The organism is Anabaena sp. TISTR 8404 (assembly GCF_056847745.1).
The window spans coordinates 2,433,326-2,449,684 of record NZ_CP180578.1; the positions used below are offsets into that span (position 1 = coordinate 2,433,326).

The window sequence follows — 16,359 nt, forward strand, 5'->3', positions numbered from 1 at the left end:
ATATTCCTTCTTCAATTTAGTATCGTGCTATATTCTGTGGTGAAGAAAAGGTTTCTGCCGCTAGATTGATTTTCGTGTGAGGGGATGCGGTGAAAGGACAACAATTATTTCATACTTTCTTACCTGGCGTAACAGCAGCGGTATTAACAACCCAGCCCGCTTGGGCTGGAACAGTGAAGGTAAGTAGCATTCAACAAACGTCTTCTCCTAGTGTCTTGACTTTCACTGAAAGTCACAACTTGGTGGCAGACAATACCAATACGCAACTGCCTAAAACTGCCAACCAGATCTTTCCAGATGCAGGTTCTAATTCTGAGTTGACTACATTCAATGTGACAACTTTAAGTAATAATAGTAACCCAAGTATCTTGGCAGGAAATACTGGTGTGCCGCTTGCACAAATAACTCAGAAAAATCAAAGTAGTTTTGTCAGATCGACATCTACTTTAAATTTTTCTCAAAGTTCAGAGCAGCAAAATTCAAACAAAATTCAAAAACAAAAAAAATTAGCTACAGCTAATGGGGAGAAATTAAATAATACAGTTGTCAATTCTGCTACCTCCCAACCTTCTTTTATTCAAAAAACAGCAGTTTTCCCATCGGCAATTAAACAGCCAGCAGCGCCGAGTCCAACTTTAAAAACTCAGTTGCCAATAGTTCTACAAACGGCGGTTAAGGGGGCAGGAGCAGCTAAACTTTTGGCAGTGCAAAGTTGCTCACAGCAAATAGGGTTATTCAATACTTTGTCTGTGTACTCCAGAAATTGTGAGCAGCACAAATTGCCTAAAGAACTGACTGCACAAAACAACACTTCAACACCGGAACCTGCTGAAGTTACACAAGATTCCACTACTGTACCAAGTGAGCCTGGTGCTAATGCGACTGAGGCAGCACCAACAGCTACTCCAACTCCGGTGGAAGCCGCTCCAAATGCCCCAGTCCCTAGCAATACTACCCCAGCGGCTGGGGGTGCTGTAGAAGTTCCCGAAAATCTGATTCCTAGCTCTAATTCGCTGCAATTTCCCACCAAGGCAGAGGAAGTCACCGTTCAAGGTAATCAACCGATTACTTTAGAACAGGCTTTGGAGTTAGCACGGCGGAATAATCGGACACTACAGGTATCAATATTGGAGCTAGAACGCAGCCGAGCCGCTTTACGAGAAGCTCAAGCAGCTTTGTATCCGACTTTGGATATTAATGCGGATATCACTCGCAGTCAGTCGGCTTCTAGTCAGCTTCAGGATGAGTTAAATGGACGAGCAGGACTAAGGTCTAACCAGGATGAACCTAGTACAGGTTTTAATGGTCAAGCCCAGTTGACGTACAACATTTACACTTCGGGAAGACGACAAGCTGCTATCAAAGAAGCTGAAGAACAGGTACGTGTTAGTGAATTAGAGGTAGAGCGACAAACTGAGGAAATTCGCCTGAATGTTAGTACGGAATACTACAACTTGCAAGGAGCCGATGAGCAAGTACGTATTGCCCAGTCAGCGGTGGAAAATGCCCAAGCGAGTTTACGTGATGCTGAAGCTTTAGAGCGTGCTGGAGTGGGTACTCGCTTTGATGTTTTGCGATCGCAAGTGAATTTAGCAAATACTCAACAAGAGTTAACTAATGCAATTTCACAGCAGCAAATAGCGCGGCGACAGTTAGTAACTCGCTTAAGTTTGCCACAAAATATCACTATTAGTGCAGCAGATGCTGTGCAACTAGCTGGTTTGTGGAACAGATCGTTAGAAGAAAGTATTGTGCTGGCTTTTCAAAATCGTCCAGAATTACAACAGCAGTTGGCTCAACGCAATATCAGTGAGCAGCAGCGCCGACAAGCTTTGGCAGCGAATCTGCCGCAACTGAGTTTTATTGCTAACTACAACTTGCTAGATCAGTTTGATGATAGTGTCAGCATTACTGATGGTTATTCTGTTGGGCTGAGAGCTAGTTGGAATTTATTTGATGGTGGTGCAGCCAGAGCTAGAGCATCTCAGGCACGAGCTAATAAAGCGATCGCCGAAACAAACTTTGCCGAACAACGTAACCAAGTCCGCTTCCAAGTAGAACAAGCTTTTTCTACCCAGCGAGCGAATTTAGACAACGTTCAAACTGCTAATACTGCTTTAGAACAAGCGAGAGAAGCTCTACGTCTGGCGCGGTTACGGTTCCAAGCTGGTGTGGGTACGCAAACTGATGTAATTAACTCAGAAACTGACTTAACAAGAGCCGAAGGTAATCGTGTCACAGCTATCCTAGATTACAACCGTGCTTTGGCTCAATTACAGCGTGCAGTTACCACCCGGTCATTTCGTTAATTAGTCGTTAGTCATTGGTCAATAGTCATTAGTCAAAAGTTATGAGCCTTTTTCACTCTGGACTTTGGACTTTGGACTATTGACTCTAGACTGTTGACTATGGACTATCGACTTTTGACTAACCATGACTCAAGTTACATCACAAGAAATTGCTTTATTTCGTTCTCAGTTAATAGATGATCCCGTAGCAATGGAAGCGCTGGATTTGATTGAAGACTGTGAGGGAGATTTAGAAGATGCAGCTATGACTTTAGCTATCAAAGCCGGACAAGAACCAGAACAGGCAAATTCTGAATGGTTGGATGCTTTAGCGAAAAAATGGCGTGCAGTGATTTGCGAATCAGAATTTAGAGAAGAATTGGCTAATAACTCTATCCTAGGGATGATGGCACACATCAAAACAATGCCAACTTTTCCCAAAATTTTGGCGACACCAGTTTTAATCTATGTTCTCAAACAAGGTGTGAACAATTTTTGTGAACCATTGGATGGGATTAAATCGGGAGGGAATGGGGAGTAGGGAGTAGGTGCTAGAGGCGCTTAGACTAGAATTTTTGACTCAGCACTCGGCACTTTTTTACTGATAGGCTGTTAATTAAGGACAAACTTCTATCAGATAAATCTTGTTAGATCAATGAATTACCTTGTTGCTGTATTACCAGACCGTATCCAAGCTGAAGCTGCTTATCTTGCTTTGGAAAAAGACAGCATTAATAGCACAATCTTAGGTAAAGGTTATAAAACTGCTGATGAATTTGGTTTGATTGATCCCAAAGAGCAAGCTAAAAAGCAAGCACGGCTGATGGCATTTTGGCTAGTGCCATTTGGCTTTTTTGCGGGTTTTACCTTCAGCCTCATCACTGGTTTAGATACCTTTGCCTGGGCTGGTGAAATCGGCAATCACGTTATTGGGGGACTGCTGGGGGCTGGTAGTGGCGCTATGGGTGCTGTGTTTGTCGGTGGTGGAGTAGGTCTGCTTGTAGGCAGTGGTGATGCTTTGCCCTACCGCAATCGTTTGGATGCTGGAAAATACTTAATTGTGGTTCAGGGTTCGGAAACTTTGACTCGGCAAGCAACCCGGATATTGCGTCAGTTTGAACCAGAAAATATCCAAGGTTATTCGGAAGATAAATAAGGGTTTAAGGGTGTAGGGGTGAGGAAGGGATGTAGGATTGACCAATGACAATTGACCATTGACTATTGACTTTTAATAATGTTGCCACGAGAAGAACTTTTAAAGGGTGTAGAAAATCGAGATACTGTTGCTCGTGTAATTGATCAGGCGGAGCAAGCTATCAAAACTTGGGAAGCGGTTTTGACGGATTTTTTATCTCCGCCAGAATTAGCGGAAATTCAACGAGTTTTCAGCCGCTTAACTGAGGTGCAGTTGCTGGCGTGGGGTGGATATCCCCAAGCTGAACGACAAAGAATTGCGATCGCTCGTGGAGAAATCCCGTTAGATCATTCACAAGTCGCTGTTGTTGCCTTAGAAATTGCAGGCAATTTTTTGTTTGATACCGCTACTCACCGGGACTTTTTAGGTGCAATGTTGGGAACTGGAATTGTCCGGGAGAAGACGGGAGACATTATTGTTTTAGGAGAACGTGGAGCGCAGGTAATTGTTGTGCCAGAAATGGCAGAATTTTTGCAGATGAACCTACAACAGGTGCGATCAGTTCCTGTAAAAACTCAGCCAATCGATATTAGCGAGTTAAAAATTAGGGAACCAAAGAAAAAAGAATTAACAACTGTAGAGGCTTCTTTAAGATTAGATGCGATCGCCAGTGCGGGTTTTGGGATGTCTCGCAGCAAAATGGTAGATTTAATAGATGCTGGCGATGTGCGCGTCAACTGGAAGGAAATTACGCAAGCAAGTTTTCAAGTTAAATCTGGTGATTTAGTGGCGATTCGCGGTAAAGGACGTTTAGAAGTTGGAGAAGTTGCGGTTACTAAAAAAGAACGTTACCGTGTCCAACTTACACGATATATGTAAAGAGTGCTGAGTTAAAAGTGCTGAATGCTGAGTACTTTTTCCTTCAGCACTTTTAACTAGTTCGCCACTTCAGCTAATTCAATAATCCGTCCTTCGTAGTCTTTAACCAAAAAATTGAGAGGTTTTTGGTTACGAATTTTGAATTTTAAACCACGAGTTTCTACTCGTAATAAAATCATTTCCAAGCAGTCGCGGTCAAAACAAACGTGACGTTGCTGGTTTTTGCTGCCTAAACTGGCTCCGGTAATAACGTGTAGCTGGGTATTTTTCTTGAGTTGATACCACAGTCCTTCGTTGGCATTATTCATCGTTTTGCCAGACCAGCTAGGACTTGTGGACATATACAAAGGATCAATCGCAGTTGTGCCGATGGTTTGTTCATAGTTGTAGTAGTAATGCAAAGGCACTTCAGCGGCTGGTAAATCTAGCAGCCCTTCATACAACTGTCGCGCAATTTCCAAATCTGAAACCATGACTGTGTGTACTTTGGGCGCACTGGTGAGGAACATCCACATAGCGCCAGCGTATGCTGCAAGCAGCATCACCATAATACCTTGAGTAGAAAACAGGCTATCTAAAGGCAGGGATGGTAAAAACGAGCCTAGAGTCAACGGAGCAAGCAAAAACTGCATTACATTAGCTGCTATAACCATGAACAAATAAAGATTGTATAAGAGAGCCGCTTTTATTTTTATAGATAAAGACTAAGATTAAGTCCTTGTTTCTAGTGTATCAATACTAAAGTAGTCTGAGCTTCGGCAGCAAACCGAACCTAACCAAAATTTTACGGGTTGCACTCTGGGGCTGTTGTTATAAACATTATCTTAACAACTCTTAGCTAAAAGGCTTATGCAAATTCCTCATTTTCCCGAAACTAATCATCCGCTAGTTAAGTCACTGTTTCATCACAATGACCAGGAACTGCTAAGTCTATTTCAACGCTATCCAGAGGCTGGCAAGTATTTTACGGTGATTTTTTGCCGTTATAGCCCGATAGTTTATACCTTAATTCAGCATTCGGCGCGATCGCCTGTACAAGCAGATTATCTGTTTGCTCTCACTTGGCGACATATCTATTACGAACTCGGCGGACTTGATTTAGAAAACCCGCTGCCAGGACAAGAAGGCTTAACTTTACAAAATTGGCTAATTAACATCACAGCTTTTTGTATTAACGAGATTGAACTACCGCCAACCGAAGCCATTCATTATTCTTTGCAAGCTACTTCTCCACCTTTATGGTGCTACGTAGAAAAAGCTTTAGACCAACTGCCACCGATATTACGATTGATGGTGTTGATGGCGCAAACTTTTCATTGGAGTGAAACGAGAATTGCAGCTTATCTGCAAGCAGAAGGTGAAAGGATTGCTCCTGCCGAAGTAGCCAATTTTCTTCAGGAAGGCTATCGTATGCTAGAGGACAAATTACCTGCTGACATCCGCGCTATCTACTTGGGCGAAGATTTAGTGCAATCATCAACTACGTAATACCGCTTATGTTTATGGTAATTATGCCGCATCAAATAAAACTTTTACTGAAACTTTATACTCTCAGCCGAAATTTCACTGGTAAGTTTTATGCAGCAACGGCATTTATTTTCAAAGCATACTGTTTTGGATTCTGCGCACACTTTTGACTCAAAAAGCTATGGATTTTGGCTTTTTCAGGGTGTCACTACTTGGCGACGGATTGAACCATCGCAATTTTTTACTTTTTACTTTTTACTTTTTACTTTCGTCTTGAGTCCATTCGCCGCAAATGCGAGTGATATTACACAACAACTTCATCGTCCGTTAAGCAGTTCAAGTTGGCAACAATCGAGAGATGAAGCTGATAGTTTGTTACGGATTGGTGAACAGCAATATCGGTCGGGGAATGCGGCTAAAACTATTGATTCTTGTCAGCAAGCTTTAGAGATTTATCACTCAATTGGTGATTATAGATCTACGGGTTTAACTTATGAATTATTAGCCAAAGCTTATATTCAACAAGAACGTTTTAAAGAAGGGGAAGATGCTTTACGCCGAAGGCTCGCGATCGCACGGGATACAAAAGATTTTCAAGCGCAGATTTTCGCCTTAAATAATATCGCTGCAATTCTTCTTCAACAAGGAGAAACAGTTGCCGCAGGTCGCACAGTTCAGGAAGCATTGACAATTGCTCAAGGTGTAAAAAATATCGAAGGTCAAGGACTTTCTTTGAGCAATTTAGGGCTGGTAGCTGCCAGATTGGGTGATTACAATAAAGCGATTAAACTGTATGAAACAGCTTTAACTTATCGCCGCCAAAAAGGTGATTTAATTGGTGAAGCTAACACTTTAAATAATTTAGGTGATGCTTATCTTGCCGCCGGAAATTATCAAGATACCATCGGCGCTTATGGGTTAGCAATGCGGATGGCGAAAATGAATGGCGATCGCAGCATTCAATTACGTGCTATTGATGGTTTAGTCAAAGCGCACAGTTCTGTAGGACGCAATGAACGCGCTTTGGAATTACTGCAACAGCGTTTGATTCTGGCGCAAGAATTACAAAATCTGCCAGAACAACTCAAATCTTTTGAATCTTACGCCCAGTTTTACGAGCAATTGGGTAATTATACTACTGCGCGTAATTTCTACGAAAGAGCAATTGCGATCGCAAACACATTAGAAGATAGCAAGCGAGAACTAGTGTTGAAAGATAGATTAACTAAATTGCAGAAAAAGCGAAATTAATACTGTTTTGCTTTTAGTTTGGATTAGGTGTGTTAGCCTTTGGCATAACGCACCGCCAATCATGATTTTGGTGTCTCAAAGTGGTGACGTGTTCTCAACCCCAAATCTTAACGTAAAATTTGGTCAATCATCCGATTTGCTTGGGAACCATAACCGCCACCAAATAAATTGAAGTGATTCAAAATGTGGTACAAGTTATACAATATTTTGCGATTTTCATAGCCAGCATCTAAGGGAAAAACTTCGTTATATCCTTGATAAAAAGCAGCAGGTAATCCACCAAAAAGTTCGGTCATAGCGATATCAACTTCTCTATCGCCATAATAAGTTGCTGGGTCAAAAATCACTGGTTCTCCTAATACGGTACATCCAGCATTTCCACCCCATAAATCGCCGTGTACTAAGGATGGTTGTACTTCGTGTTGGGCTAATAATTCAGGAATTGCTGCTAGTAATTCATCTTGTTTCGGAAAATTACCACCCCGCCTTCTGGCTAACTGAAATTGATAACCGAGGCGATGTTTGCAATAAAATTCCACCCAGTCTGCTGTCCAAGTGTTGATTTGGGGAGTAGAACCAATAGTATTATTCATATCCCAGCCGAAACCATGTTGGCTGGTTACTTTGTGCATAGCGGCTAATTTGCGTCCCATTTCTGCCCACGCTTTGGGGTTACCGCCGCCCATTTCTAGCCATTCCAAAACAATATAGCCAGAATCACCACTTGTTCCCCAACAAATCGGCTTTGGCACACGAATGGTATTTGTGGCATACATTTGCTTTAATCCCAACATTTCAGCTTCAAACATGGCGACTTGTGATGCTTGGTTGAGTTTGACGAAGTATGTTGTTTCACCGTTTCTAACGGTGTAACCTTGGTTAATACATCCGCCACTCACAGAACGCCGTTGTTGAGTTTGAAATTTTTCGCCAGTTACCCGACTAATATGGGCATCAATGTCAGTCCAAAACATTCTGAAGTATGAAGTATGAAGTGTGAAGTATGAAATTACGTCAGTTATTAATGCGTGGTCAAAAGTCAAATGACAAATGACAAATGACCATTGACTAAAATTTACCTCGGTTTCATGACAACTACACCATAAGCTTCTGGACAGAGATATTGATTAGCGGCGAGAAGTAAATCGTTGGCTTCTTGTTTTTGTATGTGTAGTGGGTAGTTGAAGGCTGGTTCTAAATCGCCTACTAATGATTGATAAAAACCATATAAGCCAGCGCGATCGCTTGGGGTTTCGTTACCAAAAATAAATCTGTTGGCGACGCGTTTGCGGACACGAGCGATTTCTTTTTCAGTAACTAACTCGGTTTGTAATCTGCGGATGTGTTGGGCGATCGCATCTTCAACAGCTGCTATATTTTCCACTGCACATTTAGCGGAAATGTAAAATGTACCTTGTAGTAAGTTGCTCATATTACTAACTGCGATCGAAGAAACTAATCCTCGTTCTTCTCGCAAGTCTCTAACTAATCTTGATGTCCTACCGTGTCCTAAAATTCCTGCTAATACATCTAGTGCATAAGTCTGGTTTAACTGAGCTAATCCCGGAACCCGCCACACCATAACCATTCGTGCTTGCTGAAGGCTTTCATCCACAAATTCCCGACGCACAATTTCTGTAAATGCTGATTCGGGATTCATCAGTAAGTGCTGAGTACTGAGTGCTGAGTGCTGAGTTTTATGAACGTGGGTAAATCCTTCCGCCACAGTTTCAATTAATTCTTCTACAGGTAAATTACCCACAGCCACAGCAGTAATCGACTGCGGTTGATACCAACTAGCATGAAAATCTCGCATCTGCTGGGGTTGCAGCCCAGATATTACCGATTCTGGCCCCAATACTGGGCGGCGGTAAGGTAGTACATCAAATGCCATTTCCATAGCACGACGAAAAGTCCGACGATGGGGATTATCTTCAGAACGTCTGATTTCTTCTAAAACTACAGCCCGCTCACGTTCAAAGGCTTCATCAGGAATACTAGGATTAAATACGACATCAATTTGTAGTGGAGCCAGTTCGGCAAAGTCTTGTGGCGCAGTAGTTATATAGTAATGAGTATAGTCTTGGCTTGTAGCGGCATTGGTCACAGCACCCCGTTCTTCAATTCGACGTTCAAACTCACCACTGGCGAGTCGCTCAGTTCCTTTAAAAATCATATGCTCTAAAAAGTGAGCCATCCCGTTGATGGCATCAGATTCTACAGCCGAGCCAACTTTTATCCAGAGATTGAGGTTGACAACATCAATTGGCATTTGCTCTGCAATAATTGTCAAGCCATTAGGCAACTGGTGTAGTGTTGGAAAATTAAGACGAGGAGATTTTAACAGGGTTGAGGTCATGAGTAGTGGTGAGTGAACAGCGTTCTTACTTCTTTATCTTATCTGTCACTCAAAAATATCTCTTTTTGTTGCATCAGTTATAAATATTATCTTTAAAAATAAAATTGCTCTCAACTTCAGCCACTACGCCTGGAAATTACACGCTCACTCATGAGTCTCGTTGACTGTTAACAGTCAGTAGTCAACAGTCCACATCAGAAAATGCACAAATTCAGGTTAAAATAACTTTTCAAATAATCTACATAGTATCTTTATAAATCTGCATTTTTCTGTATATAAAAATTTAATTTAACTTGAGAGATTTTCTCTGAAAAGTTGAGAACAAGTTTAAGTATTTGCGGTGCGAATATCTCAATATTATCAAAAACTGAACTGGCAAGCGAACTAATTATCGATAGATTAAGAAAGGCTGATCGATTAAATCTCACTCATCTCAATCAACCAAAGGTGACACCAATTTTTTTGTTTGTATAGCAGTAGCAGCATAGATAAAGACAAAGACTAATGATCAAACATGGATGGACAATGAGCGACTTTCAAGCCTGTTCCCTGTTCCCTGTTCCCTGCTGTAAATGTTCCTATTTTAATAATTGGCTAATTCTGGACTAGCGATCGCCACCAAGCAATGAATGTTAAAGAATCAAAATATTAATCACAGTCGATGCAGTTACACACTTTCACACCATTCAATTTCTATAGCTGCGGTATAAGTATAATTTTCAGGGAAGTATGTGACTTTTGTAATCTTAAAGCTCTGATTCCGCCAAATAATATATTCTCCTAAGCTTGGTACTCTCGGTAATTTAATTATTTTAGCTTCGGTATCTTGCAATCCTTTGTCGGATTCGACTATGTTTTGGGGGATGCCATGAGCAATCACGCGAATTTGAAGCATTAACCAGATGCCACGGCAAAAGTATACAAAAGCCTGGATATTTGCGGACTTTTGCAGCGGTATGAGTAAAACATCCAAAATTTTACATTTTTTTAATATCATGATATCTCTGCCAATTTGCATAAGAAAATTTCTGCATTTGGATAGATGATATCTACAATCTTCTCAATATCCTATGTTGCTTTTTTAACGTCAGAAAATTTTGCCTAGAGTTAAGCCAATAGTTAAAGCATTATTAATGTTTCCAAGTAATCTAAAATTATGAATAGAAATATTAAGAAATATAAAGTAGATATCAATGTCCAGTGCTGCTATTGACAAAAGCAAATCTCGTGTTGTCGTAATTGGTGCAGGTATTGGTGGGCTGACTGCGGCGGCATTACTAGCGCATCGTGGTTACAGCGTTTTAGTCCTCGACCAAGCCATAGTACCGGGAGGCTGTGCTTCTACATTTAAACGTCAAGGGTTCACTTTTGATGTCGGTGCAACCCAAGTAGCAGGGTTAGAACCAGGCGGAATTCACCACCGCATCTTTTCGGAACTAGAAATTGATTTACCAGCCGCCACTCCTTGTGACCCAGCTTGTGCAGTTTATTTACCAGGGGAAAACACGCCTATCAACGTGTGGCGCGACCCAGATAAATGGCGCGAAGAACGACAACGGCAATTTCCGGAAAGCGAACCATTCTGGCAGTTAATGGCAACGTTATTTGATGCTAGTTGGGAATTCCAAGGACGTGACCCAGTTTTACCGCCGCGTAACTTGTGGGATTTGTGGCAACTAATTCAGGCAGTGCGTCCCAATACTTTCATTACCGCACCTTTCACGTTGTTGACTGTAGGTGATGCCTTAAGGTTATGTGGATTGGGTAATGACCAGCGTTTGAGAACCTTTTTAGATTTGCAACTGAAGTTGTATTCTCAAGTCAGCGCTGAAGAGACAGCATTACTCTATGCAGCAACAGCATTGAGCGTTTCCCAACTGCCCCAAGGATTGTATCATCTCCAAGGTAGTATGCAGGTGTTGAGCGATCGCCTAGTCTCAGCTTTAGAAAGAGACGGCGGACGTTTATTAATGCGTCATACTGTCGAACACATCAAAGTAGAAAACGGTAAAGCCACCGCCGTTGTCATTAGAAACCAGAAAACAGGCGAAGTCTGGACAGAATCAGCCGACCATGTAGTGGCTAACGTGACAGTCCAAAACCTAGTGCAACTATTGGGAGACAAGGTTCCATCAGGGTATAAACAACGAGTCGAAAAACTCCCACCACCATCAGGGGCATTTGTCGTGTACTTGGGCGTAGATGCTAGTGCCATTCCTTTAGATTGTCCGCCCCACCTGCAATTTATGTACGATGCTAACGGGCCAATTGGCGAGAATAATTCTTTGTTTGTTTCGGTTAGTCATCCTGGTGACGGTCGCGCACCTGATGGTAAAGCCTCAATCATTGCTTCATCTTTTGTTGATTATGAACAATGGTGGCAAACTTCAGACTATCAAGGATTGAAACAAAAATATACCCAAGAAGCGATCGCTCGTTTAAACAAATATTTCTACCTCAAACCCGAAACCATTATTTATCAAGAAGCTGCCACACCCCGCACCTTTGCTCATTACACAGGGCGCGATCGCGGTATAGTTGGGGGCATCGGTCAAAGAATACCCACCTTTGGCCCCTTTGGTTTCGCCAATCGTACACCCATCAATTCCCTGTGGTTAGTCGGCGACTCTACCCATCCCGGCGAAGGTACGGCTGGCGTGAGTTACTCAGCCCTGACAGTAGTTAGACAAATTGAGGCAGAATTTTAAAGTGCTGAGTGCTGAGTAAAAATACTAGCCTCTAGCCCCTATCTTCAACCCAAAGTATTTGAAACAACAGATAAACACTGATAAATTAGCAGTGTCTATCTGTGTTTAACTAATGAATTACGACACAGCCCGCAAACTGCTTGTATTGCAAACAATCACAACCGAAGAACACTCTGATGCTTTATTGATGCGGTTGAAATATGGAAAACCACCAGTTCCCGGTCAGATTACCTCAATTTTATTGGCATTAAAAGTCGTCTTTGAAGCCCTCAAAGATTCACCAACCATAGACCGAGAATTAATCTTTGCCCTTTATCAATTAGGAGTAAAGACACAACAGTTATATGTAGCTGGACGCAAAATGGGGGTAGATTGGCCGCCACTACTTAAAGAAGATTTAGTGAGGATTTCTCTGGCGACGGAAAGTATCTTTTCTGGTGTATGGCAAGCCCCGCCATCTGGGGGGTTTGGCGGGGCTTAAAGTTCAACGAGTTTGCAATTCTTTGAGCAATTTTTCGACATCAGTTTTGAGTAAAACCGTCATTTGTCCAGTGAAAGCTTTACCATTTCGCGGTTTAGCTATTTCTATCCAATAAGCATAGCGATCGCCTATACGTAACTGTCCCTGCAATGCTTCCTTAATCGGAGTTTTGGCAAAACGGGCCGAGTTGACTTCACCTTGGCTAGGGTAGTCATAAACCACTTGACCTTGATTAAAGTCTTGATAAATATCGTAGCCGTAAATTACCCGCAACGATTCTTGCAGACGTTGAAAGCTCATACCGTTAATAGCATCATACATAGCCAAGCGTTCATAACGAATCCGGCTGCGGTCTTTGGCAAACTCCACTTTACCCGGAGGTAATACCGATGCTTGAAAAGTGAAACGCTGGGCTGCTGTATCACTCTTCTGCACATACAATTTTTCCCCACTCCGAGGACGCAGCGTAGGATGGGCATTCATCCAAGTAGTTACTTCTTCCGTACTTTGCCCTGGTAAAGCATTCGCCTTAGAATCAAAAACCATTCCCACGCACAGCCAGGGAACTAGAGAAAAACACAAAATTAAATTATTCACCAAAGATTTTTTTAGCATTTTCCTATTCAGGACTTACATGGAAATTTTTCCCCAATCAGGGGTTAACCATATTTTTCCCGTTTTACAAGGAGATGATGTCATGTAATGGCGATAAGTGACACAAAATATTTTAAGTAATTTTACTTAAAATATTAGCTATATTTAATATTTGTACTAGTTAAAAAAACAATTATAAGTATATGTCAAAACAAAGAAATCATAAGCTCACTCCACAAAAAGAAAATTTAATTCCAGCTTATTGGGACAAGTGGAGAAAAATAGCATTTTCCACTCAACCTATTGATAAGAATAAAAATAGAGAATTGGTCAAGATTTTATACTCCCTTGTAGATTATGAGATTCCGCAAATTATTTTTTGCCCTAGCCCGTATGCAGCTATTAACGAGATGCTATTAATGAATTCGTCTAACCGCTTATTATTGGTAAATTTTGTAGAAGATGTTTTGAATATTATCAAGCATGAAATCCAATATTTTTGGAAACAAATTTTCCTAGAAACCATTAACAATTATTCTCCAGAAAAATTCCTAAGTTATTTAGAAAATCCCGATATACCCTCAGAATTCAATTGTCCAAATCAAGATTTTTTTAATATATTAGACACAATCTTAAAACATAATCAATCTGAATTGGTTTGGCAACTTTGGGTTAAACACATAAATTTTCAAGCTATTTCATCATTTGATTGGATGTACACGGCTGCTACTTTTGATTTCTTTATTTCAGAATTAGATTGTTATCATAATCCTGAAGTATACAAAGTGGCAGAACAAGTAGTAATTGAATGTGGAACAATATTTCCTTTCAACAAAGTATGTTTTGTCTGCGATCGCCCAATCAAACTATCCTTAGATACAGAAAATAGGCTCCACGCTAAAGATGAACCTGCGATACAATTTGCCGATGGTTTTAGTTTATATTCTAACCACGGTATTCTGAGTATTTTTTAAGTTATTCAGCAAAAAATAGTATTAAAAATTAGTACTTTATGAAATTATATTCAATACTATTAAGCTTTTTACTAGCAAATATACTGTTTATTAGTTCTAATTACACATCACCTAAGCCTAAACCTCTACCTCAACCTCAAACTCAAACTAAAATTCAGCCAAAGATATATTATGTAAGTCCTACAGGCAAAGACTCCAATAATGGCACTACACTAAAAACTCCATTTAAAACTATCCAAGAAGCTGCAAATATTACCCAACCTGGCGATACTGTTTATATTCTCAACGGCACTTACACTAATTCAAACTCAAGACAAGTAGTTAATATTACGCGTTCTGGATTACCGACAGCCTGGATTAAGTACAAGGCTTATCCAGGACACAAGCCTAAAATTAAACATAATGCTTGGCATGGTATTTTTATTGGGAATGCATCATATATCGAAATTGAAGGATTAGAAGTAGAGGGAAATAATGCCAACATTACCATTGATTATGCTCTGGCTCAAAAAGATGTTGGGGATAACCATTTAACCAGTGGTAGTTGTATTAGCGTAGATGGTAGAAAGGCGGGAGACAAAAAGCCCCACCATATAATCATTCGCAACAATAAAGTTCATAATTGTGGTGGTGGAGGCATAGCTATTATTCAAGCCGACTACATTACCATTGATAGAAATGAAGTTTATAATAATGCTTGGTATTCTGTTTATGCTAATAGCGGAATTTCTCTGTATCAAAATTGGAATTATGATGATTATGTAGATGGGTACAAAATGTTAGTTACTAATAATAATGTATACAATAATCGTCAAAATGTTCCTTGGATACTTGTTGGCAAAATTACAGATGGCAACGGAATTATTATTGATGATAGTAAAAATACACAAAACAATTCAAAATTAGGTAGATACAAAGGAAAAACTTTAGTCGCAAATAACATTAGTTATAATAATGGAGGTTCAGGCATACATTCTTTTGAAAGTGAGAATGTAGATATTATTAATAATACTGCTTACATGAATAACCAGTCTCCAGAATTGAATGGAGGGCAAATATTTGCTAGTTTTTCCCGAAATGTTCGGATTATAAATAATATTATGTATGCTTATCCTGGAAAGAATGTTAATAGCAATTTTAAGAATAGTAATATTGTTTACGACTATAATATTTACTACAATACAAACAAAATTGTTGTTAAAGGCTGGAATGATATTGTTGCTAATCCAGAATTTGTAGACCCTAATAAAGGTAATTTTAAACTCAAACCTACGAGTCCAGCAATTGATCAGGGTACTTTTTGGCCTAGTATTAGCTACGATTACCAGTATTTTTCACGCATCATCAACAAAAAGCAAGATATTGGTGCTTTTGAATTTCGAGGAGAGGAGCCATAGGTTTTTGCTACCGATAAATTAATTGTGCAAATTCTCTAATCTGCTTGAGCATTTTCCTGACTATTAACTGCTAAAAAAGCTACTTTAGCTGCGGCTTGTTCAGCTGCTTTGATAGAACGTCCTCTACCTTCACCGAGTTTTTTGCCATGAAGCCAAACTTCAGCTGCAAATCGCTCTTGATTGCGGTTAGGTTGATTGATTTCCTCGACACGATATTCTGGTAAAACTTTGAATTGTGCTTGAGTCCATTCTTGTAACGCGGCTTTATAGTTGAGCCTAGCCGGATCAAGCCGAATTTCTGTTGCTAGTTGCTCAAAGTGCGGATCTAACCAAGAACGGATGAGATCTAAATTATTGGTGCTGAGGTAAAGCGCACCCAAGACAGCTTCAAAAGCATCTGCCAATCTTGACTCTTGACCAACTTTATCACTGGTTGCACTACCAGCGACTAATAAATAGAGTTCTAAACCATATTCTCTAGCTAATTGGGCGAGAATGCGATCGCTCACTAATACCGAACGAATTGCCGCAAAATCCCCAACTTGGCAATCTGGATATTTTTCCCATAAAATCACAGCCGCAGCCAAGCGCACCACCGCATCACCAACAAACTCTAGTTGTTCATAATTGGCTGAATCAGATACCGTTGGATGAGTCAGCGCCAAGTCTAATAGTTGCCACTTAATGGGTGCATCAAGTGGCAAACCTAACTTTCTTACTAAGCTTTCAAGTTGTCTTTGACGGCGGGGATAAACAAGTGTCATTAGTCATTAGTCAAGAGTCAATAGTCAATAGCCGATAGTCTTTCGTAGTTACTTTTGACTAT

At 40.6% G+C, this 16,359-nt stretch carries 16 protein-coding genes; 10 read left to right on the forward strand and 6 right to left on the reverse strand.

The window, feature by feature from the left end; translation table 11 throughout:
• The first annotated feature begins 89 nt into the window (after positions 1–89).
• The 4 genes from ACMX3D_RS10520 to ACMX3D_RS10535 all read left to right on the forward strand — a co-directional run bounded on the left by ACMX3D_RS10520 (position 90) and on the right by ACMX3D_RS10535 (position 4,302).
• Positions 90–2,309 carry a TolC family protein gene (locus tag ACMX3D_RS10520; RefSeq protein ID WP_482751366.1) on the forward strand — a complete coding sequence of 740 codons (2,220 nt, stop codon included), beginning with the start codon at positions 90–92 and terminating at the stop codon, positions 2,307–2,309.
• A gap of 124 nt (positions 2,310–2,433) precedes the next feature.
• Positions 2,434–2,829: a hypothetical protein gene (locus ACMX3D_RS10525; protein ID WP_482751367.1), complete on the forward strand. Its 396-nt coding sequence runs from the start codon at positions 2,434–2,436 to the stop codon at positions 2,827–2,829.
• Positions 2,830–2,943: 114 nt separating this feature from the next.
• Entirely contained in the window at positions 2,944–3,444 is a 501-nt protein-coding gene (locus ACMX3D_RS10530) for a hypothetical protein (RefSeq protein WP_482751368.1), read from the forward strand.
• Positions 3,445–3,522: 78 nt separating this feature from the next.
• Positions 3,523–4,302 carry a photosystem II electron transport protein, Sll1252 family gene (locus ACMX3D_RS10535; protein WP_482751369.1) on the forward strand — a complete coding sequence of 260 codons (780 nt, stop codon included), beginning with the start codon at positions 3,523–3,525 and terminating at the stop codon, positions 4,300–4,302.
• A gap of 56 nt (positions 4,303–4,358) precedes the next feature.
• Here the strand turns inward: ACMX3D_RS10535 and ACMX3D_RS10540 are convergent, their stop codons facing one another.
• Positions 4,359–4,955: a glyoxalase-like domain protein gene (locus tag ACMX3D_RS10540; protein WP_482751370.1), complete on the reverse strand. Its 597-nt coding sequence runs from the start codon at positions 4,953–4,955 to the stop codon at positions 4,359–4,361.
• Positions 4,956–5,151: 196 nt separating this feature from the next.
• Between ACMX3D_RS10540 and ACMX3D_RS10545 the strand changes: the two genes are divergently transcribed.
• Positions 5,152–5,790, forward strand: coding sequence for an RNA polymerase sigma factor (locus ACMX3D_RS10545; RefSeq protein WP_482751371.1), 639 nt, complete (start codon positions 5,152–5,154; stop codon positions 5,788–5,790).
• Positions 5,791–5,880: 90 nt separating this feature from the next.
• Positions 5,881–7,020, forward strand: a complete 1,140-nt coding sequence (locus ACMX3D_RS10550; protein ID WP_482751372.1) for a tetratricopeptide repeat protein — start codon at positions 5,881–5,883, stop codon at positions 7,018–7,020.
• A 107-nt stretch (positions 7,021–7,127) separates the two neighbouring features.
• On the opposite strand, the gene ACMX3D_RS10555 is transcribed toward ACMX3D_RS10550, so the two are convergent.
• The 3 genes from ACMX3D_RS10555 to ACMX3D_RS10565 all read right to left on the reverse strand — a co-directional run bounded on the left by ACMX3D_RS10555 (position 7,128) and on the right by ACMX3D_RS10565 (position 10,397).
• The gene (locus tag ACMX3D_RS10555; protein ID WP_482751373.1) at positions 7,128–7,994 is read right to left on the reverse strand and encodes a fructosamine kinase family protein; all 867 of its coding nucleotides are present in this window, start codon (positions 7,992–7,994) and stop codon (positions 7,128–7,130) included.
• 101 nt (positions 7,995–8,095) lie between these two features.
• Positions 8,096–9,379, reverse strand: a complete 1,284-nt coding sequence (locus ACMX3D_RS10560; RefSeq protein ID WP_482751374.1) for a M16 family metallopeptidase — start codon at positions 9,377–9,379, stop codon at positions 8,096–8,098.
• A gap of 667 nt (positions 9,380–10,046) precedes the next feature.
• Entirely contained in the window at positions 10,047–10,397 is a 351-nt protein-coding gene (locus ACMX3D_RS10565) for a hypothetical protein (protein WP_482751375.1), read from the reverse strand.
• Between the two features lie 175 nt (positions 10,398–10,572).
• Between ACMX3D_RS10565 and crtD the strand changes: the two genes are divergently transcribed.
• Both crtD and ACMX3D_RS10575 read left to right on the forward strand, forming a co-directional pair.
• Positions 10,573–12,087, forward strand: a complete 1,515-nt coding sequence (gene crtD, locus ACMX3D_RS10570) for a C-3',4' desaturase CrtD (RefSeq protein WP_482751376.1) — start codon at positions 10,573–10,575, stop codon at positions 12,085–12,087.
• 112 nt (positions 12,088–12,199) lie between these two features.
• Complete coding sequence (locus ACMX3D_RS10575; protein WP_482751377.1) at positions 12,200–12,568, forward strand: Dethiobiotin synthetase; 369 nt, start codon at positions 12,200–12,202, stop codon at positions 12,566–12,568.
• A gap of 3 nt (positions 12,569–12,571) precedes the next feature.
• Here the strand turns inward: ACMX3D_RS10575 and ACMX3D_RS10580 are convergent, their stop codons facing one another.
• Positions 12,572–13,183 carry a hypothetical protein gene (locus tag ACMX3D_RS10580; protein ID WP_482751378.1) on the reverse strand — a complete coding sequence of 204 codons (612 nt, stop codon included), beginning with the start codon at positions 13,181–13,183 and terminating at the stop codon, positions 12,572–12,574.
• 182 nt (positions 13,184–13,365) lie between these two features.
• Here ACMX3D_RS10580 and ACMX3D_RS10585 point away from each other — a divergent pair, with 182 nt between their 5' ends.
• Together ACMX3D_RS10585 and ACMX3D_RS10590 are read left to right on the forward strand one after the other, a co-directional pair.
• On the forward strand, positions 13,366–14,136 hold the full coding sequence (locus ACMX3D_RS10585) for a DUF6745 domain-containing protein (RefSeq protein WP_482751379.1): 771 nt from the start codon (positions 13,366–13,368) through the stop codon (positions 14,134–14,136).
• A 38-nt stretch (positions 14,137–14,174) separates the two neighbouring features.
• Positions 14,175–15,533 carry a right-handed parallel beta-helix repeat-containing protein gene (locus ACMX3D_RS10590; RefSeq protein WP_482751380.1) on the forward strand — a complete coding sequence of 453 codons (1,359 nt, stop codon included), beginning with the start codon at positions 14,175–14,177 and terminating at the stop codon, positions 15,531–15,533.
• 35 nt (positions 15,534–15,568) lie between these two features.
• Here ACMX3D_RS10590 and rnc read toward each other — a convergent pair whose 3' ends face one another.
• Entirely contained in the window at positions 15,569–16,297 is a 729-nt protein-coding gene (gene rnc, locus ACMX3D_RS10595; RefSeq protein WP_482751381.1) for a ribonuclease III, read from the reverse strand.
• Between the last annotated feature and the right edge of the window lie 62 nt (positions 16,298–16,359).